Raw genomic sequence first — 23,768 nt, 5'->3', positions numbered from 1 at the left:
CTCAAGGATGCCATCGCGAGCAAGCTTTGCTCCTGCAGGAAGGTATGGATTACTTGAGGTTGCCGCTGAGAAACTGCTTTAGCCGTTCGCTCTTCGGATTGCCCAGCACGTCGTCCGGCGCGCCTTCTTCTTCCACCAGCCCCTGGTGCAGGAACAGCACCTGGCTCGAGACTTTGCGGGCGAAGCTCATTTCGTGCGTCACCATTATCATGGTCCGGCCTTCTTCGGCCAGGCCCTGGATCACGCGCAGTACTTCACCCACCAGTTCCGGGTCGAGCGCCGAGGTCGGTTCGTCAAATAGCATGACTTCCGGTTCCATGGCCAATGCGCGAGCAATCGCGACTCGTTGCTGCTGACCACCGGACAGGAACGCCGGGTACTGGTCAGCGACGCGCGCGGCCAGGCCAACCTTGTCCAGATAACGCCGCGCGCGGTCTTCGGCCTCTTCCTTGCTGCAACCCAACACCCGGCGCGGGGCCATGGTGATGTTTTCCAGTACGGTCATGTGGCTCCACAGGTTGAAGTGCTGGAACACCATGGCCAGGCGAGTGCGGATTCGTTGCAGTTCATTGGCATCGGCCACGTGCATGCCGTGGCGATCCTTGATCATGCGGATATTCTGGCCGTCCAGGCTCATCGCGCCGTCGTTGGGCTGTTCGAGAAAGTTGATGCAACGCAGAAAGGTACTTTTACCCGAGCCGCTGGCGCCGATCAGGCTGATCACGTCGCCGGTGTTGGCCTTGAGCGAAACGCCTTTGAGGACTTGATGATCGCCGTAGCTTTTATGCAGGCCTTCGATGGTCAGTTTGTACATGGGGCAGACATCCTCAAGGCGAAAGTAGGTAGCCGCTGCGATAGGCTTCGGCGCCCGCGACATGCGCGATCACCATGCCAGCAGTGGCCATGCGCCGTAGCGAGCGGGCGTACATCAACCCGGCGGCGGTGCAATGAACGGGGGTGACGCGATCGTTGATCGGGTCAATGATTTCGGCGATCAATTGCCCGGCTTCGAGGTATTCCCCCGGCAGTGCGGTGAACACCAGCAAACCACCGACCGGCGTTTCCACAGGTTCGACGCCGGCCAGCGGCGTGGCCGGGTAGGGCAGTTCGGGCAGTGGCGCCGGTTCGCCGGCGATGGCACCGAAGTGAATCAGGTAATCGATCAGGGCCTGGCAATCGAGGCTGGCCAGCGGATGATTGACGTCACCCTGGCCGCGCAATTCGACGGTTACCGAAAAACTGCCCAGCGGAATGTCGAAGCGTTCGCCGAAGCGCTCCTTCAACTGCCACCAGAGCAGGGTGAAACACTCATCGAACGATTGGCCGCCGGAATCCGTGGCCAGCAAACTCGCCTCGGCACCGATGTAGCGCGCCAGCGGCTCGACCTGCGGCCAGGCTTCGGGCGTGGTGTAAAGGTGCGCGACGGCTTCGAAATCGCAATGCAGGTCCAGCACCATGTCCGCGTCGCAGGCCAGCCGTTGCAGGGTCAGGCGCTGGGATTGCAGTTGGGTGCTGGCGGTTTGCCGGGCGAGGGCGTTGCGCAAACTGTCGCGAATCAGCCCGAGGTTGCGCTGCGGATCGTCACCGAGTTGGGCTTCGATCTCGTTGCCGACCGCTTCGCTGACATCGACGAACCAGCGGTTGAAGTTCTGCCCGCTTTCGAGCTCGTAACGGCCCAGCGGCACATCCATCAACACTTGCTCCAGGCCCACCGGGTTGGCCACGGGAACCAGCACGATTTCGCTGCGCAGGCGGCCACTGGCTTCAAGCTCCGCCAGGCGTTGCTTGAGGTGCCAGGCCACGAGCATGCCGGGCATTTCGTCGGCGTGCAGGGACGACTGGATGTAGATCTTGCCTTGGGCCAACGTGGGGCCGTAATGAAAACTGTGAATCTGTCGTGCAGTCCCCGGCAGCGGGGCCAGCAGGTCATGAATCTGGTGGCGCATGTCTCTTTATCCCTAAAGCGGGTCCTAGTGGGTCGGCCCGAGGAAGGCCAGCCAGCGGCGTTCGGCGAGACGGAACAGGCCGACCAGCGCGAAGGTCACGGTCAGGTAGATCAGCGCGGCAATGCCGAACGACTGAAAGGTCAGGAAGGTCGCCGAGTTGGCGTCCCGAGCGACTTTCAAAATGTCCGGGATGGTCGCGGTGAACGCCACGGTCGTTGAGTGCAGCATCAGGATCACTTCGTTGCTGTAATACGGCAACGAGCGACGCAGGGCCGACGGCATGATCACGTAGGCGTACAGCTTCCAGCCGGTCAGCCCGTAGGCTTTGGCGGCTTCGACTTCACCGTGGTTCATGCTGCGAATCGCCCCGGCGAAAATCTCCGTGGTGTAGGCGCAGGTGTTCAGGGCGAAGGCGAGGATGGTGCAGTTCATCGCGTCGCGAAAGAACGCATCCAGCACCGGCTGAGCCCGAATGGCCGCCAGGCTGTAGATCCCCGTGTAACAGATCAATAGCTGGATATAGAGCGGCGTCCCGCGAAACAGATAGGTATAGAACTGCACCGGCCAACGGATGTAGAAGCGCGGCGACACACGGGCGATGGACAGCGGGATCGAAACGATAAAACCGAAGAAGATCGAAGCGCTGAGCAGCCACATCGTCATGGCCAGGCCGGTGATGTTGTTGCCGTCGCTATAGAGGAAGGGTTTCCAGTATTCCTGCAGAAGTTCGATCATCGTACGGCCTCCCGGGTACCGGCGGAGTAACGACGTTCAAGCCAGCGCAGAATGAAGTTGGACGCGCTGGTGATCACCAGGTAGATCAGCGCGGCAAGGACCAGGAAATAAAACAGCTGATAGGTGCTTTTACCGGCGTCTTGAGCAGCCTTGACCAGATCGGCAAGGCCGATGATCGACACCAGGGCCGTGGCCTTGAGCATCACCATCCAGTTGTTACCGATACCCGGAAGGGCATAACGCATCATTTGCGGGAACACGACGATCCAGAAACGCTGGCCGCGCTTGAGGCCATAAGCGGTGGCTGCTTCGACCTGACCCCGTGGGACGGCGAGAATCGCGCCACGGAAGGTTTCGGTGAAATACGCGCCATAGATGAAGCCAAGGGTGATGACCCCGGCGCTGAACGGGTTGATCTCGATGTATTCCCATTCCATGTAATCGGTCAGCGACGTCAGCCAGGTTTGCAGGCTGTAGAAAATCAGCAGCATCAGGACCAGGTCCGGAACGCCGCGAATAAGGGTGGTGTAAAGCTGGGCAGGCACGCGCATCAGTTTGACTTTTGACAGCTTGGCACTGGCGCCGAGTAGCCCGAGCAACACGGCCACCAATAACGACAACGCCGACAACTTGATCGTCATCCAGGTGCCTTGCATCAGCAACGGACCGAAGCCCTTGAGGCTGAAGGCAGAGAGCCCCAGATTTTGTAATAGGTTTTCGAACATAAAATCAGCAACCTGATCGGATGAAAAAAGCGCCCATCGCGAGATGGGCGCCGGGCATTATTTGCCGCTGTACAGATTCAGATCGCCAAAGTGTTTCTTCTGAATGGTGGCGTAAGTGCCATCATCGTGTAACGCTTTGATACCTTTATCCAAAAGTGCCTTCAGCTCGGTGTTACCTTTCTTAATGCCGATGGCGGTTTTGGCTGGCAGCAAATGGTCGTCGACCGGCTTGCTGACATCATAGTCGGCGCCTTGTGGCGACTTCAGGAAGCCCAGTTCGGCTTGCAGCATGTCCTGAATCCCTGCGTCGAGACGACCGGAGGTCAAGTCGGCGTAGACCTGATCCTGGTTGGCGTAGGCCTGGGTTTTCACGCCAGCCTTGTCCAGAACGGCTTTTGCATAGGCTTCCTGGATGGTGCCTTGCTCGTAGCCGACGGTTTTGCCCTTGAGCGAAGCGACATCTGCGGTGACGCCAGAACCTTTCTTCGACACGTAAGCGGTTGGGCCGGAGAACAGCTCGCTGGAGAAGTCGATGACTTTTTCGCGGGCTTCGGTGACGGTCATCGACGAGATCACACCGTCGAATTTATTGGCCTTGAGGCCCGGAATCATGCCGTCGAAATCGCTTTCGACCCATTTGCACTTGACCTTCAGCTCGGCGCAGATCGCGTTCCCCAGATCGATATCGAAGCCTACCAGGCTACCGTCGGCCGCTTTCGACTCGAACGGTGCGTAGGAAGGGTCAACGCCAAAACGCAGTTCCTTGTATTCCTTTGCCATGGCAGAACCAGCAGCCATGCACAACGCCAGTGCAGAAAGGGTCAGCAATGCTTTTTTCATTATTCAATCCCTAAGAACCAATATGAGCGCTTGTGGCGCAGAATTATTGTTACTGGTAAGCGTAAGACCTATTGAAAGTAGCAATTTCCGAACCAGAGTCCCGAACAAGCGTTTTAAAAGGTCATACAAGAAGTGACTGCGCGGGAATTGTGCACGAAAACGGGCGTCGTGGAAGTGCTGCACCAAGATGGTTCATGTCGGCACAAATTAATGTAGGAGTGAGCCTGCTCTCGATAGCGGTGTGTCAGTTAACAAAGGGTGCCTGACACACCGCTATCGCAAGCAAGCTCGGCTCCTACAGGGTATCGGGTTAGCTGAGCAGATTTTGCAGGGTGCCCAGATTGTCAGCGTCTTCGACTGATTTGTCCTGACGCCAGCGCAGCATCCTGGGGAAACGCACAGCGATCCCGCTTTTGTGGCGTTTTGACAGGGCAATGCCTTCGAACCCCAGCTCAAACACCAGGCTGGGTTTCACGCTGCTCACCGGGCCGAATTTCTCCACCGTGGTTTTGCGCACGATGCTGTCGACCTGGCGCATTTCTTCGTCAGTGAGTCCTGAATAAGCCTTGGCAAACGGCACCAGTGTACGTTCGCTGGCGTCGGGTGGGCCGTCCCAGACCGCGAAGGTGTAATCGCTGTAGAGACTGGCCCGCCGTCCGTGGCCTCGTTGGGCATAGATCAGCACCGCATCGACGCTGAACGGGTCGACTTTCCATTTCCACCACACGCCCATGTCCTTGGTCCGACCCACGCCGTACAGCGCATCCCGCGCCTTGAGCATCATGCCTTCGACGCCGAGACGGCGGGAGGCTTCCCTTTGGCGGGCGAGGTCGAACCAGTCATCGCCGGTCAACATCGGGGAGAGCAGTAACACCGGGTCATGGCAGGTGGCGATCAACTGCTCCAATTGCGTGCGACGCCGGGCCTGCGGCTGCGTGCGCCAGTCCTCACCGGCCCACTCCAGCAGGTCGTAAGCGAGCAGGACCACCGGCACCTCATCGAGGATTTTCTTGCCGAGGATCTTGCGTCCGATGCGCTGCTGCAACAGGGCAAACGGTTGCACGGAGGGGGCGGCGGGAGAGGCTGGAGCGAAGGCATCTTCGGTGTCGGGGCGGACGCTTTTCCAAGCAACGATTTCGCCGTCGATCACGGTGCCGTCGGGTAAGCCGTGCACCAGGTGATCGAACTCGGGAAAGCGCTCTGTCACCAACTCTTCACCCCGGGACCAGATCCACAAACGCCCGTCGCGCTTGACCACTTGGGCGCGGATGCCATCCCATTTCCATTCCACCAGCCATTGGCTGGCGGGGCCAAGCAACCCATCGAATTGCTCGACCGGTTGCGACAGCGCATGGGCCAGAAAAAAAGGATACGGCTGACCGCCCCGTTCAGCGTGGTCACCTGCGGATTCGGCGGCGATCAGTTTCAGATAACTCGCCGCATTCGGGCGATTTGTCAGGTCGGTGTACGCGACCATGCGCTGGGCCACGCGTTTGCTGTCGAGCCCGGCCATGGCCGCCAATGCACGGGTCACCAGCAGCTTGGAGACGCCCACGCGGAAGCTGCCGGTGATCAGTTTGATGCACAACATCAGGCTGGCGCGATCCAGTTGCGCCCAGAGTTCGGGCAGGCGCTCGGCAAGCACTTCGGGCGACTCGCCGCGCAAGGGCAGCAGCTTGTCTTCAATCCAGACCGCCAATCCGTCGGTGGAGCGGTGCGGCGATTCGGGCAACACCAGCGAGATGGTTTCCGCCAGATCACCCACCGCTTGATAACTTTCTTCGAACAGCCAGGGTTCAAGCCCGGAAACGGCTTGCGCCAATTCACGCAGCACGCGCACGGGGACCAATTGCCGGGGCCGCCCACCGGACAAAAAATACACTGCCCATGCGGCATCTTGCGGTGAGGCCTGGGCAAAGTAGTGTTGCATCGCGGCCAGTTTGGCATTGCTCGACGTGGTGGCGTCGAGTCCGGCGTACAGCTCGGCGAATGCCTTCATGCCAGCACCTTGTCTTTCTCGGGTTCGATCCCGGCGTTTTCTTCCTCGTCGTCGCCGTACTCGGTGTCGAAGCTTTGTGCATCCAGACCTTGTTCGCGCAGATGGCGTACCAGCACGCCGACCGAACCGTGGGTCACCATGACTCGCTCGGCGCCGGTCTGTTCAATCGCCCACAACAGGCCCGGCCAATCGGCATGGTCGGACAGAACAAATCCGCGGTCGACTCCGCGCCGGCGGCGGGTGCCACGCAAACGCATCCAGCCGCTGGCGAAGCCGTCGCTGTACTCGCCGAAACGCCGCATCCAGGTGCTGGCGCCCGCCGACGGCGGGGCGATGATCAGGGCTTTGCGCATCATCGGGTCGCTCTTTTTGACTTCGCCGGCATAGATCGTGGGCGGCAGATAAACGCCGCTCTGGCGATACACCTGGTTGAGCGGCTCCACGGCGCCGTGCACCAGAATGGGGCCGAGGCTGGCGTCGATGCCGTGGAGAATGCGCTGGGCTTTGCCAAACGAGTAGCAGAACAGCACGCTGGCAATGTCGGCGGCGGCATTGGCCTGCCACCACTGATTGATCTCGGCAAACACCTGTGCCTGAGGTTGCCAGCGATAGATCGGCAGGCCGAAGGTCGATTCGGTGATGAACGTGTGGCACCGCACCGGTTCGAAGGGCGCGCACGTGCCGTCGGCTTCCGTCTTGTAATCCCCCGAGGCAACCCAGACCTCGCCCCCGTACTCCAGACGCACCTGGGCCGATCCGAGGACATGGCCGGCGGGGTGAAAACTGAGGGTGACGCCATGATGGTTGAGGGGCTGACCGTAAGGCAGGGTTTGCAAATTGATGTCGGCACCGAGGCGAGCGCGCAGGATGCCTTCGCCGGCTGACGCGGCCAGGTAATGACGATTGCCGCTACGAGCATGGTCGCTGTGAGCATGGGTGATGATCGCGCGTTCGACCGGCCGCCACGGGTCGATGTAGAAATCCCCGGCCGGGCAGTACAAACCTTCAGGACGCGCGATAACAAGTTCCATGTCGTTACCAAAATGGAGGGACTTGTTAGCTATGAGGTTGGCGTGAAGCCAGAAGTTCTATCGAGATTTCAATGACGAGAAACATTCCCCCTGTAGGCGTGAGCCTGCTCGCGATAGCGGTGTGTCAGTCACTCAAAATGATGGCTGACACACCGCTGTCGCGAGCAGGCTCACGCTACAGGATCGGGGTTATTTGCCGGGTGTCAGGGTCAACTGAGTCTTGCCGTACACCTTGTCTAAGTTCTGCGGCTGCATCGGCAGGCTCATGTATTGCCCTTTGAGCCAAGGATCGATGCTGTTCAGATAATTAGGGCTGGCAGGGTTGCCCGACTGACCGGTGCCGTTCTGGCCCATCAGCGGTTCGGCCTGGCCGAAGTCGACGATGAAGCGCATGGCCGGTGCCAGGGTGGTGTTGAAATCCTGACCCCAGGCGAACGCCGCGGTGTTCAGCGTGGTGTGGTCCCCGCCTGCCGCAACCGGGCCGCGAACAGTCTGGCCATTGGCGTTTTTCCATTCGTAGCGGTGCAGTTTGCCCCACTGCCAGGCCTTGTGATCGCCACCCAACTGGCTGTCGCCAGCGCTGATCGCTGCCGCCAGACTGCGGGCGAGGATCGCCGGTTTGTCTTCTTTCTGCGGTGTGCGGGCGTCATCCCAGAACGGACTGTCTTCGCGCCCCAGCAGATGATCGGCCTGCGCCGCGTAGGACAACTTGCCATTGGCCACGAAGGCTTTCCACGTCGGGCTGCTTTCCGGACCCAGCTCGTCGAGGAAGATTTGCTTCATGCTTTCCTGGAGGAACAATTCGTAAATCGCTGCATCGGCGGAGGTCGTGCTGAGCTTGCCGTCGAACGCCATCAGGCGGGTATAGGCCTCGTGAGCCTTGCCGCGATCGGCAGCCGGCAGCGCTTCAATCGCCTGCTTGAGCGGTTGGGACATGCCCGGTGCTTCAAACATTTTCTTCAGCTTGGCGGCGAAGGTGGTGGTCTGGTCGTATTGCATTGCGATCACGCTGCGCGTGTCGTGTTTGCCAGCGCCCGCCAGTTCGGCCAGACGTTCACCACGTTCCGGCGCTGCCCAGGAATTGGACAGTTGCATGCCGTAGCCATGGGGAATGACGCGCTGGTTGGCGGTGCCGAGCCAGCCTTGGGCCGGGTCCTGGTCGTAGGGGTGCAGCATCGGGTCGGCGTAACCGTCCCAGTCGTAGCGACCTTCCCAGCCCGGCGATGGCAGCAAGCCTTCGCCTTCGCGACGGTTCGGGTAGCGGCCGGTAACTTGCCAGCCAATGTTGCTCGCATCGGCAAACACCAGGTTAAGGGCGATGGCGCGGATTTCGCGGCTGGCGTCCGAGGCTTTCTCGACGGTTTGGGCCCGGGACAGGTCGAAAAACGCGTCCAGGGATTTGTCATCGGTGAAGCTCGGCATTTGCAAGGCCAGGCCGAAACCGTTGGCCAGCGTGGTGCCCTGGGCGCTGTTGAGCAGTGGACCGTGACGGGTTTCGTACACCGCTTCACGAATCGGCCGCTGGCCTTTGACGAAGTAGGTTTCGTTGCGCACGATGGCGGGCTGCCATTTGCCGCCGACTTCGTAGGTGAGGCCGTTGCCCTGGCGTTTGATTTTTTCCAGGAACAGGTCCTGGTTGTCGCCCATGACCGTGGTCATGCTCCAGGCCACTTTGCCGTTGAAACCACCGAGCACCATCGGCAAACCGGCGATGGTCACGCCCGCCGCCTGATATTTCGGCGCGCGGATCTGCACGTAGCTGAACAGCGACGGCACGCCCAATGGGCCATGGCTGTCACTGGCCAAAATGCTTTTGCCCGTGCGGCTGCGTTGCGGGCCGATCGCCCAGTTGTTCGACGAGGTGGCGCCCAACAGATTCAGGTCGGACAGTTGCCCCGTGGCTTTACTGATTTCGGCCAGTCCGGGAATCGCGCCGTTGAGCTTAATGCCCTGCAGTTTGTCGGCTTCGCCCAGCGGCAGTTTTTCATCGGGCGCGGACGGCGTCAGCCACGCGAGTTTGTCGGTGGTGACGGTCTGGGCCAGCATCAACGAGGAAATTTCTTCCGGCAGGTTGGCCGACTGGCTGAAGTTCAGCAGGCAGAAAATCAGCGCCGAATCTTCCGGTTTCCAGTATTCAGGCTTGTAGCCGGTGGCCGCGAGGTCGGCTGGCAGCTTGTCGCGGTAGCGGAACAGGTAGGCGTTGACGCCGCGCGCATAGACTTCGAAGAAGCGTTTGAGGCGCGGCGAAGAGGCTTTATACAGCTCGCCGGCGCTTTTCTTCAGATTGACCGCGCGCATGTAGCGGTCAGCGTCCAGCAGGTCGGCGCCGGACATTTCTGCCAGACGACCTTCGGCCAACAGGCGCAGGGTGACCATTTGCGTGATGCGGTCGCTGGCGTGGACGTAACCCAGGGCGAACAACGCGTCGTGGAAACTGTTGCTTTCGATCAGCGGCATGCCCATGGCATTGCGACGTACCGAAACGTTCTGCGCCAAGCCCTTGAGCGGCTGCACACCGGAAGTCGGCGGGAGGGTGTCCTGTGCGTTCCAGGTCTGACAACCGGACAGGCTCAAGACACCGGCTACTGCTGCGGCAACGCCGAACCGGGGAAGAAAATGTGTAAGGGCTGGCGAGGCCATGGCAAAGCTCCTGCGGGGGTAAAGGCGCAATAAAGGCGCTACGTTAGTGAGCAGGAGGAGGGCGCGCAAGCGGCGGGCGGGGTTATTTCAAGATTTGTCTGATGAAGATCGTTCCCACGCTCTGCGTGGGAATGCCTCAACGGGCGCTCCGCATTCGGCTTTGGATGGACGCGGAGCGTCCCGGGCTGCATTCCCACGCAGAGCGTGGGAATGCTCTTGGGGAAAGGGTCGGGATTTTGGTGGGTTGATTTTGGCCGCCAGGGCATAGGCTTTGACGGTCGCCGGACGGTTCTGGATGTGGTTGAACCCAGGTGGGGACAGCAACCGCGGGCATCAGGTCGTCCTGTTTGCGTTCGATGGCTTGCCTGTGAGAGGAGGTGATGCTGAAGTGCGTGAAATTCAATGACCCCGCAGGAGAAAAAACCGGCATGGAGCTCAATACCCGCGCAGCACTCGTCATCATCGATCAACAAAAAGGCATTCTGCATCCCCGGCTCGGTCGCCGGAATAATCCTCAAGCCGAGGAGCGAATTCTTGATCTGTTGGCGTTTTGGCGCCGAACCGGGCGGCCGGTGATTCACGTGCAGCACCTGTCTCGCTCACCGGATTCAGTGTTCTGGCCACAGCAGTCGGGGGTGGAATTTCAGGAGCGGTTCCAGCCAAAGACCGGCGAACAACTGATCCAGAAACAGGTGCCGGATGCCTTTTGTGCGACGGGGCTGGAGGCGAGTTTGCGCGAGGCGGGGATTGAGCAATTGGTGATTGTGGGGGTGGCAACGAATAACTCGGTGGAGTCCACGGCGCGAACGGCCGGGAATCTGGGATTTGAGGCGTGGGTGGCGGAGGACGCGTGTTTTACCTTCGATAAGGCGGACTATTTTGGCAAGGCGCGTTCAGCCGAGGACGTGCATGCGATGTCGCTGGGGAATTTGCATGGGGAGTATGCGACGGTTTTAAGCACTGAGCAGATTCTGCAGGTTGACTGAAAACCCTGTGGGAGCGAGCTCCCGATAGCGGTCTGGCTGATAAATTGATAGTGAATGTGATGTAGTCATCGCGAGCAAGCTCGCTCCCACAGGGGTTTATGTTGGACACAAATCCAATGTGGGGGTGGGCTTGCTCGCGAAGGCGATTCAACCGGCGAAGAAATTCTTCGCCCGACGCATCAAGCGCCGTGGCACTTCTTGAATTTCTTGCCATTGCCGCACGGGCAAGGGTCGTTGCGGCCGACGTCTTTCAGGGCGTTGCGCACCGGTTCCTGGTGAGCGTGGCCGCAGTTCGGACCGTGAACATGGTCATGGTCGTGATCATGGTGATCATGGTGGTCGTGATGGTCATGATCGTGGTTACAGTCAGGGCCATGGACGTGGGGTTGCTGGGTCATCGGGTGTGCTCCGGAATTAAATCGGCGGGGATTATCACGCCATTGCGCGCAAGGTGCACGTCATGCGCGATGAATAAACCGGTTTGCAGTACACCTTCCAGACGATAGGGAATGGGTTGGTCGGGTTTTTTCAGCATTTTCACCAGATCGCGCACCTTGGGCCACAGGTTGGTCCGGATCGGAACCTTGAAGTAAGCGCTGTGTTTGGGGCCGACCGTAAACCAGTGATCGTACTCACCTTCGGTCAGCAAGATGTCACCCAAGTGAATTCGGTACTCGAGGCTGCGCACGGTCAAGTCACTGTCGTTGGGGTTGTCGATGCGAAAGTGCAGCAAAAATTTCTGCTCCAGCAGTTTTGCCCGCACGACTTCGACCTTGACCAGATGCACTTCGGGGTCCGGCTCGTCATCCTCGAACCACGACGCACAGCCAGCGAGCCCCAGAAACAGGAGCAGGCTGAGCAGATAAAGTGCGTGTCGCCGGGTGATCATGGTCGTGTATCTCCCTTGAACCTGTAGCAGCTGCCGAAGGCTGCGTCCGACTGCGAAGCAGTCGTATTCCTGTCACCTCTATCCCACTGAAACAACGCGCTGCCTGATTTCACGACCGCTCCGCAGCCGAACGCAGCCTCCGGCAGCTGCTACAGGTCGCTCACCTCAACTGTTGAAATACCCCGCGCAACATTTCTTGAATTTCTGCCCGCTGGCGCATGGACAGGCGTCATTGCGTCCGGCCTTGAGTTGCACGGTCGGATCGATGAAGTACCAGTGGCCGGCGTTCTGCACGAAGGACGAGCGCTCGCGGTGGCTGTGTTCGCCGCTGCCATCGTGCCAGCGCGCGGTGAAGGTCACGAAGGCGTGTTCCGGCTGGCCGCCGAAGACTTCGGAGCTTTCCACCTCCAGGCCCAGCCAGGTGCTTTGAGCGCTCCAGTCGCTGATGGACTGACGATTCAGGCCGGCCTGTTGCGCGGGCAGGGTAGTCGCCACCAGATAGTCGATCAGCCCCAGCACGTAGGCGCTGTAGCGCGAGCGCATCAAGGCTTCGGCACACGGCGCCGGATGCCCGGCGTGGTAATGACCGCAGCAGGCATCGAGCAAGGTGCCGCTGCCGCAAGGGCAAATGGATGTACTCATTGCATTACCACCAATATTTCCCGAAGTTCTCCGGATTGGCCCAAAAGCGTGAGTTGAGCCAGTCGGGTACTTGTTTGTAGTCAAGCAGATCATAGGTGAACAGGGTCAACACTTGTTCATCGCGCTGGAAGCGCTCGCTGGCTTGCAGGGCCAGGGAGAAAAAATCCGTCTCCTGCCAGCCGCTGGCCGACAAGTCCGCCAGCACCGCAATGCGGCTGGCGTTGAGGTTGCGGATCCCGCCGAGCAGGTTCAAGCCGTCGCGCTTTGGCAAGTGTTCGAGGCAATCGACCGCCAGCGCCAGATCAAACCGGCGTGCCGCCAGTTCCGCCGGCAACGGTCCCGGTGCCGTGTGGGCGACACACGTATCCGGGTGCGCAAGCTTGAAGGCTTCCAGGGCGGGAAACTCACTGGCCCCGATCAGCAACAGCTGCGCGGGAGCGTAAAGGTCCAGCAAAGCGGCCAACGCCTGTTGCGGTGTGCGCGAAGAAATAGCTGCAATCATCAAAGATCCTCAATCAGAGCACCAAGACTAGCCTGCCCAAACGTCCGGGCCTAGAGCGGGTTTAGCGCAAATGCGCCAATCCGTCGTGTACACGGGATAAAACAGCAATGGCCTATTGCTGGCGGAGTTTAATAGTCGGGTCTTTACTACCTGAATCGGTTCTAAGCCGATCCCTCAGGAGAAAACTAGATGAGCATAGTTCGGACAGCATTACCCTTGGTTCTGCTCACCAGTGTGTTGACTGGTTGCGCAGGTTTGCAGAAAACCGACTGGCCGACCTGTGCGGCTGTCGGTGGTGTCGTGGGTGCGGGTCTCGGCGCGACCGAGAGCTCCGCGTGGGCAGGCTATGGCGCGCTGCTCGTCGGCGGCACGGCAGCGGCCTATTGCTGGGTTCACGGTGATGGCGACGAAGACGGTGATGGTGTACCGGATAGCCGCGACAAGTGCCCGGGCACACCGCACGGCGTGACAGTCGATGCCAACGGTTGCCCTCCACCTGCACCGGTGGTTGAAGAGGCTGTTGTGGTCAAGGAAGAAACCATCGTCATCCGCGATGTTCACTTCCAGTTTGACAAAGCCACCCTCACACCATCCGACAAGCAGGTCCTCGACAAGATCGCCACTCGCTTGAAGGCGGAAGCGCCTACCGCTCAACTGACCGTTACCGGCCATACCGACAGCGTGGGCAGCGATGCCTACAACCAGAAACTGTCGGATAAACGCGCTCACTCGGTGGTTGAGTACCTCATCGAGCAAGGCGTGCCACGCAGCAGCTTCGTGTCTGTAGTAGGTGCCGGTGAAAGCCAGCCGGTCGCCGATAACAAAACGGCTGACGGCCGCGCGATGAACCGTCGCACGGAAATCAAAATCAACCGTTAAAGTCCCTTCCGCTCCGTGGCTTGTATAGTCGCGGATGCGGGTCTTTACTCCTGTGTAACCGGTATGGGCCGGTAACACAGGAGCTTTCAATATGAGCGTTCTCACAAGGACCGTCCTACCGGTTCTGCTGCTTGGCAGCCTGTTGACCGGTTGCGCAACTCACAGTGATGGCACTGCCCCCCTCAATCAACGCACCTGGCCAATCTGCAGCGTCATAGGCGGGCTGGTGGGTGGCGGTTTGGGCGCCATCGAAAGTGGCGGCTGGGCGGCCGGAGGAGCAGCGCTCGGAATCCTGACTGGCGGCTTGATCTGTTACGCCCAGGATGGCGACGAAGATGGCGACGGCGTTTTTGATCGACGTGATCGTTGCCCCGATACTCCCGCCAATACGCCGGTCGAACATCATGGTTGCCCGCTGCCGCAATACCCGGCCAGCGTGAAACCTGTCGAACCTGTACCCGAAGAAGTCATCATCCTCAGCGATGCGGGCGATGTGCTGTTTGCGTTCAATCAATCTGACCTGACCCCGTCTGCGCAGAATCAGCTGACTGCGCTGATGCCGAAATTGCAAAGCGCCGATGTGGTGAGTATCAAGGTGGTCGGCCATACCGACAGTGTCGGTTCCGATGCCTACAACCAAATGTTGTCGGAACGTCGCGCCACCAGCGTGGCAGCCTATCTGATGAACCAGGGGCTGGACCCGAACAAACTCACCAGTGAAGGCAAGGGCGAAAGTGAGCCCATCGCCGATAACGCGACTGACGAAGGCCGCGCGAAAAACCGTCGCGTGGAATTGCATATCAATCGCTAAGCCGCGATATAGAGCCATCGGCCCGCCAATAAGGGGGGGCGATGGCCATTCGGCGGTCTTCATGAAGAATTTTCCGTTGCCCTCTGGCGCATCCCGCGTGGAAGCCGTTACTGTGCGCCCAAAGAATAATGATCAGCGGGGGAGCGTATGAAGGTGTTTTGGGGGCTGGGGAAGTTATTGACCCTGCTGTTCTGGCTGGTGGTGCTGGTCAATCTGCTCACGTCGTTTGTTTATCCGTTGCACCCATTGGTCAATCTGGCCGGGGGCCTGCTGGCACTGTTCCATCTGCTGGAGCTGGTGTTCTGCAACCGCAGCCTCAAAGGCCGCGCCCACCCTTGGCGTGATCGCTTGCAGATTGCCATTTTCGGCGTCTTCCATCTTCAAACCATCCCGGCTCCCTCCGCACCGAAGGCTTCCCATGCGTAATCTCTGTCTGCTCGCCGCATTTATCAGTCCATTGGCCTGCGCTCAGGTTGTCAGTGTCGAAGCCAACTCGTTGATGCGCCTGCCCAACACGGCCAGCACCTTGCAACTGGAGCGGCTGGAAGTCGCGGATTACGGCACTTTGCTGATTCCTTCGAACGTCACCGAAGTGACGGTGGGCGAATTGCACCTGGGGCGTGAAGCGCGAATTGCCATCGTGCCGGGTGAACAACCGCTGGAATTTAAAGTGCACCGTGCCGAGTTGTCGGAAGGCAGTCAGATCACCGCGCGGGGCGCGCCGGGGAGTTTCCAGAAGGCGGCACGCTCGGGGCGCAATCTGAACTTGCAGATCAAGGCGTTGAACGCTCCGCAATTGTTGGTCGATGCTCGCGGCGGCGCGGGCGCACCGGGGTTTTTCGGTCTTGACGGCGCCAATGGCCAGGATCCGGGTTGTACCTATGGTCAGGCCGGTCGCGGTGCCGATGGCAGCGATGGCAGTGATGGTCAGCCGGGGGCTGCGGGCGCACTGGTGAAGCTGGAAGTGCCGCGCGATTTCCCGGCGGATAAAATCAAGGTGCAGGTCGCTGGCGGTGCCGGCGGTCTTGCAGGTCCTGGTGGTAAACCGGGGGCGGGTGGCCAGGCCAAAGGCTGCCTGGTGTACAAGGCCGATGGCGGCAAAAGTGGCCGTCCGGGAGCGGATGGCCAGCCTGGTCCTGCCGGGGCGGCGGGTTCGGTAACGGTTCAACGGTTGTAATCCTGATCGTTCCCACGCAGAGCGTGGGAACGATCATCAGAACATCGGCCGGGCCGCAGCAATCGCCACCAGCAACAGACTCACCATCAAATTAATCCCCACCAACCGCCGAATCTTCCCGAGCACGGCTGCACCCGTCGGCCAATCCTGCGCGTTCACTGCAATGCGCAACTCCGGCAGCATCAGCGCCTGGATCCGGATAAACAGCGCCGTCATCACCACGTACAACCCCATCATCACCTGCACATAACGCGGCGCGGCCTCAAACCCGGCGTATTGCAGATGAATCATGCCGACCCCGCTGATCGGCAGCAGCACTACCGCGACCCAGACCCAGCGGAAAAAACCTTGAAACACTTCCACCCACAGCTTCAGCCGGGCGGGGCCTTCCAGCGCCTTCATGGCCGCTGGGCGCAAAACCATCCAGGCGAAAAACATGCCGCCCACCCACACCAGGGCGGACAGGACATGCAGGGTATAAACGATGCCAAAAGGTGTCATTGGGGTACTCCGTTCTGCGCGGGATTAATTAGCGGGGTATGATAGCCGCCGAACCGAACCACTGAAAATTTATCCAGCGTTTTTAGCGCCCGACAATCCATGATCAGCACCGAACTCAAAACCACGATCCAGGGCGCCTATTCGCGTTTTCTCGAAGCCAAGAGCCTCAAGCCGCGCTACGGCCAACGCCTGATGATCGCCGAAATTGCCAAGGTCCTCGGGGATATCGACACCGACGACGAAGGCCGGCGCAGTGGCGACCCCGCGATTGTTGCGGTGGAAGCCGGCACCGGTACCGGCAAAACCGTGGCCTACAGCCTGGCGGCGATCCCGACCGCCAAGGCTGCCGGCAAACGCCTGGTCATCGCCACGGCCACCGTCGCCCTGCAAGAGCAGATCGTCTACAAGGATTTGCCCGATTTGATGCGCAACAGCGGGCTGAATTTCAGCTTCGCGTTGGCCAAGGGCCGTGGGCGCTACATGTGCCTGTCCAAGCTCGACATGTTGCTGCAGGAAGGCCACGCACAAACGGCCACGGCGCAGTTGTTCGAAGAAGAAGGCTTCAAGATCGAGGTCGACGAGGCCAGTCAGAAGCTGTTCACCAGCATGATCGAAAAACTCGCCGGCAATAAATGGGACGGCGACCGCGACAGTTGGTCGACGGCGCTGGAAGATGCCGACTGGGCGCGTCTGACCACCGATCACAGCCAGTGCACCAACCGCCATTGCCCGAACTTCGGCCAGTGCGCCTTTTATAAGGCCCGCGAAGGCATGGGCAAGGTTGACGTTATCGTCACCAACCACGACATGGTGCTGGCCGACCTGGCCTTGGGCGGCGGTGCCGTGCTGCCAGACCCGCGCGACACCATCTACGTGTTCGACGAAGGTCACCACCTGCCAGACAAGGCCATCGGCCACTTCGCCCATTACACGCGCCTGCGTTCCACTGCCGACTGGCTGGAAACCACCGCGAAAAACCTCACCAAACTGCTGGCCCAGCACCCGCTGCCCGGCGATTTGGGCAAGTTGATCGAGCAAGTGCCGGAACTGGCCCGCGAGATCAAGACCCAGCAACAATTCATGTTCACCGCCTGCGAGCAGGTCGCCGATTTCAAACCCGGCGAAGACGTCGAAGGCCGCGAGCGGCCGCGTCATCGCTTCGTCGGCGGGGTGATTCCCGAGCACATGCGCGAGATGGGTGTCGAGCTGAAGAAGGGCTTTGCCCGGCTCACCGACCTGTTCACCCGACTCACCGAGTTGCTCAAGGAAGGCATGGACGGCGAGGTCAACATCGGCATCGCCAGCAATCAGGCCGAAGAGTGGTACCCACTGTTCGGCAGCCTGTTGTCCCGTTCCTCGGGCAATTGGGAGTTGTGGGTGGCGTTCACCGCTGAAGACCCGGAAGACAACCCGCCCATGGCCCGTTGGCTGACGTTGGCCGAAAGCGGTTCGCTGTTCGACATCGAGGTCAACGCCAGCCCGATCCTTGCCGCAGAAATGCTTCGGCGCAACCTGTGGAACGTCGCTTACGGCGCATTAGTGACCTCGGCAACCCTGACGGCCCTCGGCACGTTCGACCGTTTTCGCATGCGCGCCGGCCTGCCGAAAAAAGCCGTGACCGCCGTGGTCCCAAGCCCGTTTCACCACGCCGATGCCGGCGTACTGCGCGTGCCGGACCTGAAAGCCGATCCGCGGGATGCACCGGCCCACACCGCGGCGATCATTCGTGACTTACCGCAACTGGTTGAAGGCTCCCGGGGCACGCTGGTGCTGTTTTCTTCCCGCAAACAGATGCAGGACGTGTTCGACGGCCTCGACCGCGACTGGCGCAAGCAAGTGTTCATTCAAGGCAACCTGTCGAAGCAGGAAACCTTGAACAAGCACAAGGCACGTGTCGATGGCGGGGATTCCAGTGTGCTGTTCGGCCTCGCAAGTTTTGCCGAAGGGGTCGACTTGCCGGGCGCGTACTGCGAGCACGTGGTGATCGCGAAGATCCCGTTCTCGGTGCCGGATGATCCCGTCGAAGCCGCGCTGGCGGAATGGATCGAGGCCCGTGGCGGCAATCCGTTCATGGAAATCTCCGTGCCGGATGCCTCGCTGAAACTGGTCCAGGCCTGCGGTCGCTTGCTGCGTACCGAAGAGGATCGCGGCACCATCACCTTGCTCGATCGACGTCTGGTCACCCAGCGTTACGGCAAAGCCATCCTCAATGCGCTTCCGCCATTTCGCCGCGAAATTTCCTGATACACCGGTGGGCACATTTGCCCGCCGCGTTGTCTATCTCTCTACCATCGCTTTTCCACTGACCCTTGAAGGTCGTTAGGGAGATCCACGTTCCTATGATTCGCCGTTCGTTGCCCGCTGTATTTGCCCTGATGTTCGCAGCCCCTTTGCTGGCAGCCCCCGCCGGCCAACAGACGCTGTTCAACTTTGTACGCCCCGCTGACGTGGTCCAGGTGGCGACTCAGGACGCCAGCCTGCCCCAATCCAATGCGGAACAAACAGCCGAAGGCGAAGTGTTGCGCCGGGTGACGTTCAACCCGGTGGCCCAGCCGAGTTTGCGTTTGACCCCGCAAACCGGCGCCTGGGACTGGTCGCAATCGGGCGCCATGAGCCTGCGAATCCAGAGTGCAATGGATTGGGCCGTGACCCTGTACGTGAAAATCCAGAGCAATGACGGCAAGACGCTGGTCAGTCGCGTCGATTTGCCGGCCGGTCCTGCGCAGACCTTGCTGGTGCCGTTGGTGGCAAGCTCATCGTTGAGCCAGGGCATGAAAGCCGGGCCGCCCATGCCGATGACCGTCGACGGCCAGCGCATGTTGCTGGCCAGCAGCGCCGGTGAGCTGGATCGCAGCCAGGTGGTGTCGGTGACCTTGTCGATGGATCAACCGAAAGTGGCCCAGAACATCTTGCTCGAACGTTTTGGTGTGCAGGACGGTGATGCCGTGACCCGGGCCGTTTATGGCGGGTTAGTGGATGCATACGGTCAGTCGACCCGGGCCAAATGGCCAGAAAAGATCAGCAGCGATGAGCAATTGAAAAGCGCAGCCGCCAAGGAACAGCAACAACTGAAAACCTGGCTGGCCGAGCGCGAAAAGTCCTCTCTGGACACCTATGGTGGCTGGACCAAAGGCCCGATATTCAAGGCCAGCGGCTTTTTCCGCACTGAAAAGCGCGACGGTCGCTGGTACCTGGTCACCCCGCAAGGGCATCCGTTCTATTCGCTTGGGGTCAACACCGTGGCCCCGGACGTCAACCAGACTTACGTTGCCGGCCGGGAGTGGATGTTCGAGTCCCTGCCAAAACCCGACGAGCCGCTGGCCAACCACTTTGGCGACGGTGACAACCGTGGCGGTAACGGTGCCGATCAGGGCCGCGGCTATAACGCCGGTCGCTGGTACGATTTTTACGGTGCCAATTTGCAGCGCCTGTATGGCGCACCGTGTGCGCTGGGCAGTGACACCAAGGCCGGTGTTGCCGAAGCGGCCAAGGCCGATGCGGTCGAAGCGACGGTCGAGAAGGCTGCCGAGCAACCCGTTACGCCTTCTATTGCCGAAGCCGGAGTCGCCGAAGCGGCCAAGACCGGCGCCGCCGAAGCGATCGAGGCGAAAGCAGTTGAGCAGAAACCCGCCGAACCCTGCAAAGCGGTGGTGGATGAACAACGCTGGACCAACCACACCCTGGATCGCCTGCAAGCCTGGGGCTTCAACACCATCGGCAACTGGAGCGCCCCGGCGCTCGGCGACGCTGATCGCGTGCCGTACACCTTGCCGCTGTCGATCGTCGGCGATTACGCCAGCATCAGCACCGGCACCGACTGGTGGGGCGGCATGCCCGACCCGTTCGATCCACGTTTCGCCATGGCCACCGAACGCGCCGTGGCCATCGCCGCTCGCGATCATCGCGACGACCCGTGGCTGATCGGCTACTACGCCGACAACGAATTGGCCTGGGCCGGTCCCGGTAACGACCCGAAAGCCCGTTATGCGCTGGCTTATGGCACCTTGAAAATGACCACCGACGTGCCGGCCAAACGTGCGTTCCTCAAGCAGCTGCGCGACAAATATCGCAATCAGGCGGGGCTGTCCAAAGCGTGGGGCATCGATTTGCCGGCCTGGGAATTGATGGAAGACCCGGGCTTCGTGCCGCCGCTGCCAAGCGCTGACCACCCGGAAATCGAGGCTGACTTCAAATACTTCCAGAAGGTCTTCGCTGATACCTACTTCAAGACCCTCTCCGACTCGCTGAAGTGGCACGCGCCGAACCAGCTGTTGCTGGGCGGTCGTTTCGCCATCAGCACCCCGGAAGCCGTGGACTCCTGCGCGCAGTATTGCGACGTGTTGAGCTTCAACATGTACACCTTGCAACCGCAGGACGGTTACGACTTCGCTAGGTTGCGCAGCCTCGACAAACCGGTGCTGATCACCGAATTCAACTTCGGCTCGGCGGATCGCGGTCCGTTCTGGGGCGGCGTGACGCAATTGGCCAAGGAAGAAGACCGTGGGCCGGCCTACGCGAACTTCCTCAAGCAGGCGCTGAGCGAGCCTTCGATTGTCGGTGTGCATTGGTTCCAATACCTGGACCAACCCGTGACCGGGCGTTTGCTGGACGGTGAGAATGGTCACTTTGGTCTGGTAGGGATTACTGATCTGCCGTTCCAAGGGTTTGTGGAGGCCGTGCGCAAGAGCAACCTGGCGGCTGTCGATCAGTTGAGCAAAGAGGCCGTGAAAGCAGCGGCCGAGGCCGACAAGGCCAGCCACGATGCGGAGGGCGGCAGAAAGGCCGAGGCCGGAAAAGGGCCGGGGAAGGGCACTGGAAATGCGGGTGGGCATTCCGGTAATGGTCATTAAGTTCTAAAAGCATCGCGAGCAGGCTCACTCCTACAGGGGATCTTTGGTGTGGCGAAGATCCCCTGCAGGAGTGAGCCTGCTCGCGATGGCGTCCGAAAAGACACCACAAATTTTCTCATCCAATCCATGGGCAACCGACCGCCCAGCCCAACCCTGTTCCCAAAACGGCTAATGGCTGGAACAATGCGGGCCACTTTGTATAGCGAATATCCGGGAGCAATGCGGGTGCAGATTCAGGGTCATTACGAGCTTAAGTTCGAAGCCGTGCGCGAAGCTTTCGCGGCGCTGTTCGACGATCCTCAGGAACGTGGCGCAGCCTTGTGCATCCAGGTCGGCGGTGAAACCGTCCTTGACCTCTGGGCCGGCACCGCCGACAAGGATGGCAGCGAAGCCTGGCACAGCGACACCATCGCCAACCTGTTCTCCTGCACCAAGACGTTCACCGCGGTCACGGCCCTGCAATTGGTGGCTGAGGGCAAGCTGCAACTGGATGCACCGGTAGCGCGCTATTGGCCCGAATTTGCCGCCGCCGGCAAAGAGTCCGTGACCCTGCGTCAATTGCTCTGCCATCAGGCAGGCTTGCCGGCATTGCGCGAATTGCTGGCCCCGGAGGCACTTTACGACTGGCAAACCATGGTCGACGCCCTCGCGGCCGAAACGCCGTGGTGGACGCCGGGCCAAGGCCACGGCTACGCCGCGATCACTTACGGCTGGCTGGTGGGCGAGTTACTGCGCCGTGCCGACGGTCGTGGGCCGGGCGAATCCATCGTCGCTCGCGTTGCCAGGCCATTGGGCCTGGATTTCCACGTCGGCCTGGCTGATGAAGAATTCCATCGCGTGGCGCACATCGCGCGTGGCAAGGGTAATGTCGGCGATGCCGCCGCCCAGCGCCTGTTGCAAGTGACCCTGCGTGAACCGACGGCCATGACCACCCGGGCCTTCACCAATCCGCCGTCGATCATGACCAGCACCAACAAACCCGAATGGCGGCGTATGCAGCAACCTGCCGCCAACGGTCATGGCAATGCGCGCAGTCTGGCCGGGTTCTACGCCGGCCTGCTCGATGGCAGTTTGCTGGAAGGCGAAATGCTCGATGAGCTGACCCGAGAACACAGCCTCGGCGACGACAAGACTTTATTGACCCGGACCCGCTTTGGTCTGGGTTGCATGCTTGATCAACCGGACGTTCCCAACGCGACCTACGGCCTCGGCCCACGGGCGTTCGGCCATCCGGGCGCTGGCGGCTCCATCGGTTTTGCCGACCCTGAACACGATGTAGCCTTCGGTTTTGTGACAAATACCCTGGGGCCGTACGTCTTGATGGATCCACGCGCGCAGAAGCTTGCGCGAGTACTGGCCACTTGTCTGTAAAACCCGCTCAAGGGTTCCAGTACCGGAACCCGGCAGCCTTTTCGGTTTCAAAGCGTCAGTTTGTGCGGGCCGCTTCGGTCTGACTTTTCATTACTTCATATTTCGTGGATATCCGATGTCATCCAAACCAACTCTCGCCCTGGCCCTGTGCTTTGCTATCACCGGTTGTGCACAGACCCCAAAAAGTGATTCCGATGGTGGCAGCTGGTGGCCGTTCGGTTCGTCCGACAAAGTCGCCGCTAAAGAGCCGAGCCCAGTTCCTGCCCCGGCCCCGGCCCCACTGAAACCTGCTGCCACCGCACCTGTTGCCAAAAGTGAGAGCGCCAGCCCTTGGTACTGGCCGTTCGGTGCCGATGATGCCGCTGCCAAGACCGCTGCCAAGCCGGAAATAAAACCTGAAGCCAAACCGGTCCCGGTCGCCAAGGCTGATACCAACGCGGGTAACTCGTGGTGGTGGCCGTTCGGCGGCAAGGATCAGAGCGCTACCAAGGTTGCGCCAATAGACCCGAAAGTCACCCAGGCCTGGCTCGACGACTACGAACCGCGTCTGCGTGAAGCGATCAAGGACAGCAACCTGCAACTTGAACGCCGCGAAAACGTATTGGTGGTGACCGCGCCGGTAGAAGGCTCGTTCAACCCGGATCGTCCAGCTATGCTGCTGCCTGTCACCCTCGGCCCGTTCACCCGTGTCGCGAAAATCCTTGAAGTCGATCCGAAAACGGCCGTGCTGGTACTCGGTCACAGCGATACGTCGGGTGCGGCACCGGCCAACGTGAAACTGAGCCAGGAACGTGCACAAGCCGTCGCCGCCATCTTCCGTCTCAGCGGTTTGCAGCGTGACCGCCTGATGCTCCGCGGCATGGGCGGTGACGCTCCGCGTGCGGCCAACGACAGTGTTGAAGGCCGTGCCTTGAACCGTCGCGTGGAATTGCTGGTGACCCCGCAGAACACCATGGTGGCGTTGCTGGCCAAGTACAACATGCCGGCTCCGGCGCCAGTGACTATGATCGCGGCGAAGGACATCAAGCCAGTGGCCACACCGGTCACCCCTGCGCCAGCGGCGAAGAAAGCGGCTGTGCCGGCGACGAAAAAGGCCCCGGCGAAGAAAGCCACTGCCAAGAAAGCGCCGGCTAAAACCGCAACGCCAGCGAAGAAGACGGTGCCGGCCAAAGCAGTTGCCGACGCCAAGAAAGTTGACGTCGCGGCTGACGCCACCAAAAAGTGATTCGTTAACCAAAAGGAAT

At 60.5% G+C, this 23,768-nt stretch carries 22 protein-coding genes and 1 pseudogene; 9 read left to right on the top strand and 14 right to left on the bottom strand.

Translation table 11 applies throughout. The features are described 5' to 3' along the window. Positions 1-49: 49 nt before the first annotated feature. The 9 genes and pseudogenes from SB725_RS06025 to SB725_RS05985 form a co-directional block, all read right to left on the bottom strand. The gene (locus SB725_RS06025; RefSeq protein ID WP_027925665.1) at positions 50-814 is read right to left on the bottom strand and encodes an ABC transporter ATP-binding protein; all 765 of its coding nucleotides are present in this window, start codon (positions 812-814) and stop codon (positions 50-52) included. Between the two features lie 13 nt (positions 815-827). Further along, positions 828-1,946 (bottom strand): succinylglutamate desuccinylase/aspartoacylase family protein, encoded by a 1,119-nt coding sequence (locus SB725_RS06020; RefSeq protein WP_410921430.1) that lies wholly within the window; start codon positions 1,944-1,946, stop codon positions 828-830. 24 nt (positions 1,947-1,970) lie between these two features. Next, complete coding sequence (locus SB725_RS06015; protein ID WP_027925663.1) at positions 1,971-2,681, bottom strand: ABC transporter permease; 711 nt, start codon at positions 2,679-2,681, stop codon at positions 1,971-1,973. Then, positions 2,678-3,406: an ABC transporter permease gene (locus tag SB725_RS06010; RefSeq protein WP_027925662.1), complete on the bottom strand. Its 729-nt coding sequence runs from the start codon at positions 3,404-3,406 to the stop codon at positions 2,678-2,680. Before SB725_RS06010 ends, SB725_RS06015 begins: the two co-directional genes overlap by 4 nt. Before the next feature lie 57 nt (positions 3,407-3,463). Beyond that, positions 3,464-4,246 (bottom strand): transporter substrate-binding domain-containing protein, encoded by a 783-nt coding sequence (locus tag SB725_RS06005; RefSeq protein WP_027925661.1) that lies wholly within the window; start codon positions 4,244-4,246, stop codon positions 3,464-3,466. A 310-nt stretch (positions 4,247-4,556) separates the two neighbouring features. Continuing rightward, entirely contained in the window at positions 4,557-6,245 is a 1,689-nt protein-coding gene (locus tag SB725_RS06000) for an ATP-dependent DNA ligase (protein ID WP_410921429.1), read from the bottom strand. After that, positions 6,242-7,276 carry a ligase-associated DNA damage response exonuclease gene (locus SB725_RS05995; RefSeq protein ID WP_027925659.1) on the bottom strand — a complete coding sequence of 345 codons (1,035 nt, stop codon included), beginning with the start codon at positions 7,274-7,276 and terminating at the stop codon, positions 6,242-6,244. Before SB725_RS05995 ends, SB725_RS06000 begins: the two co-directional genes overlap by 4 nt. A gap of 189 nt (positions 7,277-7,465) precedes the next feature. Then, positions 7,466-9,916, bottom strand: a complete 2,451-nt coding sequence (locus SB725_RS05990) for a penicillin acylase family protein (RefSeq protein WP_410921428.1) — start codon at positions 9,914-9,916, stop codon at positions 7,466-7,468. A 231-nt stretch (positions 9,917-10,147) separates the two neighbouring features. Then, positions 10,148-10,222 (bottom strand): annotated as a pseudogene (locus SB725_RS05985) (thiol:disulfide oxidoreductase); the annotation flags it as partial. Between the two features lie 122 nt (positions 10,223-10,344). Between SB725_RS05985 and SB725_RS05980 the strand changes: the two are divergent. After that, positions 10,345-10,902: a cysteine hydrolase family protein gene (locus SB725_RS05980; RefSeq protein ID WP_410921476.1), complete on the top strand. Its 558-nt coding sequence runs from the start codon at positions 10,345-10,347 to the stop codon at positions 10,900-10,902. A gap of 179 nt (positions 10,903-11,081) precedes the next feature. On the opposite strand, the gene SB725_RS05975 is transcribed toward SB725_RS05980, so the two are convergent. The 4 genes from SB725_RS05975 to SB725_RS05960 all read right to left on the bottom strand — a co-directional run bounded on the left by SB725_RS05975 (position 11,082) and on the right by SB725_RS05960 (position 12,935). After that, positions 11,082-11,300 carry an SEC-C metal-binding domain-containing protein gene (locus SB725_RS05975; protein WP_194939912.1) on the bottom strand — a complete coding sequence of 73 codons (219 nt, stop codon included), beginning with the start codon at positions 11,298-11,300 and terminating at the stop codon, positions 11,082-11,084. Then, complete coding sequence (locus SB725_RS05970) at positions 11,297-11,791, bottom strand: LEA type 2 family protein (RefSeq protein ID WP_027925656.1); 495 nt, start codon at positions 11,789-11,791, stop codon at positions 11,297-11,299. Before SB725_RS05970 ends, SB725_RS05975 begins: the two co-directional genes overlap by 4 nt. A gap of 165 nt (positions 11,792-11,956) precedes the next feature. Next, positions 11,957-12,433 (bottom strand): YchJ family protein, encoded by a 477-nt coding sequence (locus tag SB725_RS05965; protein ID WP_027925655.1) that lies wholly within the window; start codon positions 12,431-12,433, stop codon positions 11,957-11,959. A 4-nt stretch (positions 12,434-12,437) separates the two neighbouring features. Further along, complete coding sequence (locus SB725_RS05960) at positions 12,438-12,935, bottom strand: DUF6231 family protein (RefSeq protein ID WP_027925654.1); 498 nt, start codon at positions 12,933-12,935, stop codon at positions 12,438-12,440. Positions 12,936-13,124: 189 nt separating this feature from the next. On the opposite strand from SB725_RS05960, the gene SB725_RS05955 reads away from it, so the two are divergent. From SB725_RS05955 to SB725_RS05940, 4 genes are all read left to right on the top strand, one after another. Continuing rightward, positions 13,125-13,814, top strand: a complete 690-nt coding sequence (locus SB725_RS05955) for an OmpA family protein (RefSeq protein WP_027925653.1) — start codon at positions 13,125-13,127, stop codon at positions 13,812-13,814. Positions 13,815-13,905: 91 nt separating this feature from the next. Then, the gene (locus SB725_RS05950; protein ID WP_410921427.1) at positions 13,906-14,625 is read left to right on the top strand and encodes an OmpA family protein; all 720 of its coding nucleotides are present in this window, start codon (positions 13,906-13,908) and stop codon (positions 14,623-14,625) included. Between the two features lie 147 nt (positions 14,626-14,772). Continuing rightward, positions 14,773-15,051, top strand: a complete 279-nt coding sequence (locus SB725_RS05945) for a DUF1145 domain-containing protein (RefSeq protein WP_027925651.1) — start codon at positions 14,773-14,775, stop codon at positions 15,049-15,051. Then, positions 15,044-15,802, top strand: a complete 759-nt coding sequence (locus tag SB725_RS05940; protein ID WP_059181517.1) for a hypothetical protein — start codon at positions 15,044-15,046, stop codon at positions 15,800-15,802. Before SB725_RS05945 ends, SB725_RS05940 begins: the two co-directional genes overlap by 8 nt. Before the next feature lie 36 nt (positions 15,803-15,838). Here SB725_RS05940 and SB725_RS05935 read toward each other — a convergent pair whose 3' ends face one another. Next, positions 15,839-16,303, bottom strand: coding sequence for a CopD family protein (locus SB725_RS05935; protein WP_410921426.1), 465 nt, complete (start codon positions 16,301-16,303; stop codon positions 15,839-15,841). A 99-nt stretch (positions 16,304-16,402) separates the two neighbouring features. Here SB725_RS05935 and dinG point away from each other — a divergent pair, with 99 nt between their 5' ends. The 4 genes from dinG (at position 16,403) to SB725_RS05915 (ending at position 23,749) form a co-directional block, all read left to right on the top strand. Then, the gene (dinG, locus tag SB725_RS05930; protein WP_027925648.1) at positions 16,403-18,547 is read left to right on the top strand and encodes an ATP-dependent DNA helicase DinG; all 2,145 of its coding nucleotides are present in this window, start codon (positions 16,403-16,405) and stop codon (positions 18,545-18,547) included. A gap of 95 nt (positions 18,548-18,642) precedes the next feature. Continuing rightward, positions 18,643-21,153 carry a beta-galactosidase gene (locus SB725_RS05925; RefSeq protein ID WP_410921425.1) on the top strand — a complete coding sequence of 837 codons (2,511 nt, stop codon included), beginning with the start codon at positions 18,643-18,645 and terminating at the stop codon, positions 21,151-21,153. A gap of 225 nt (positions 21,154-21,378) precedes the next feature. Beyond that, positions 21,379-22,524, top strand: coding sequence for an EstA family serine hydrolase (locus SB725_RS05920; protein ID WP_027925646.1), 1,146 nt, complete (start codon positions 21,379-21,381; stop codon positions 22,522-22,524). Between the two features lie 115 nt (positions 22,525-22,639). Then, the gene (locus SB725_RS05915; RefSeq protein WP_059181515.1) at positions 22,640-23,749 is read left to right on the top strand and encodes an OmpA family protein; all 1,110 of its coding nucleotides are present in this window, start codon (positions 22,640-22,642) and stop codon (positions 23,747-23,749) included. Positions 23,750-23,768: the final 19 nt, after the last annotated feature.

Source organism: Pseudomonas sp. SIMBA_041, from assembly GCF_046535095.1.
Taxonomy (GTDB): domain Bacteria; phylum Pseudomonadota; class Gammaproteobacteria; order Pseudomonadales; family Pseudomonadaceae; genus Aquipseudomonas; species Aquipseudomonas mucoides.
The sequence above is the reverse complement of the archived record's forward strand: the minus strand, read 5'-3'. Positions and strand labels throughout refer to the sequence as shown.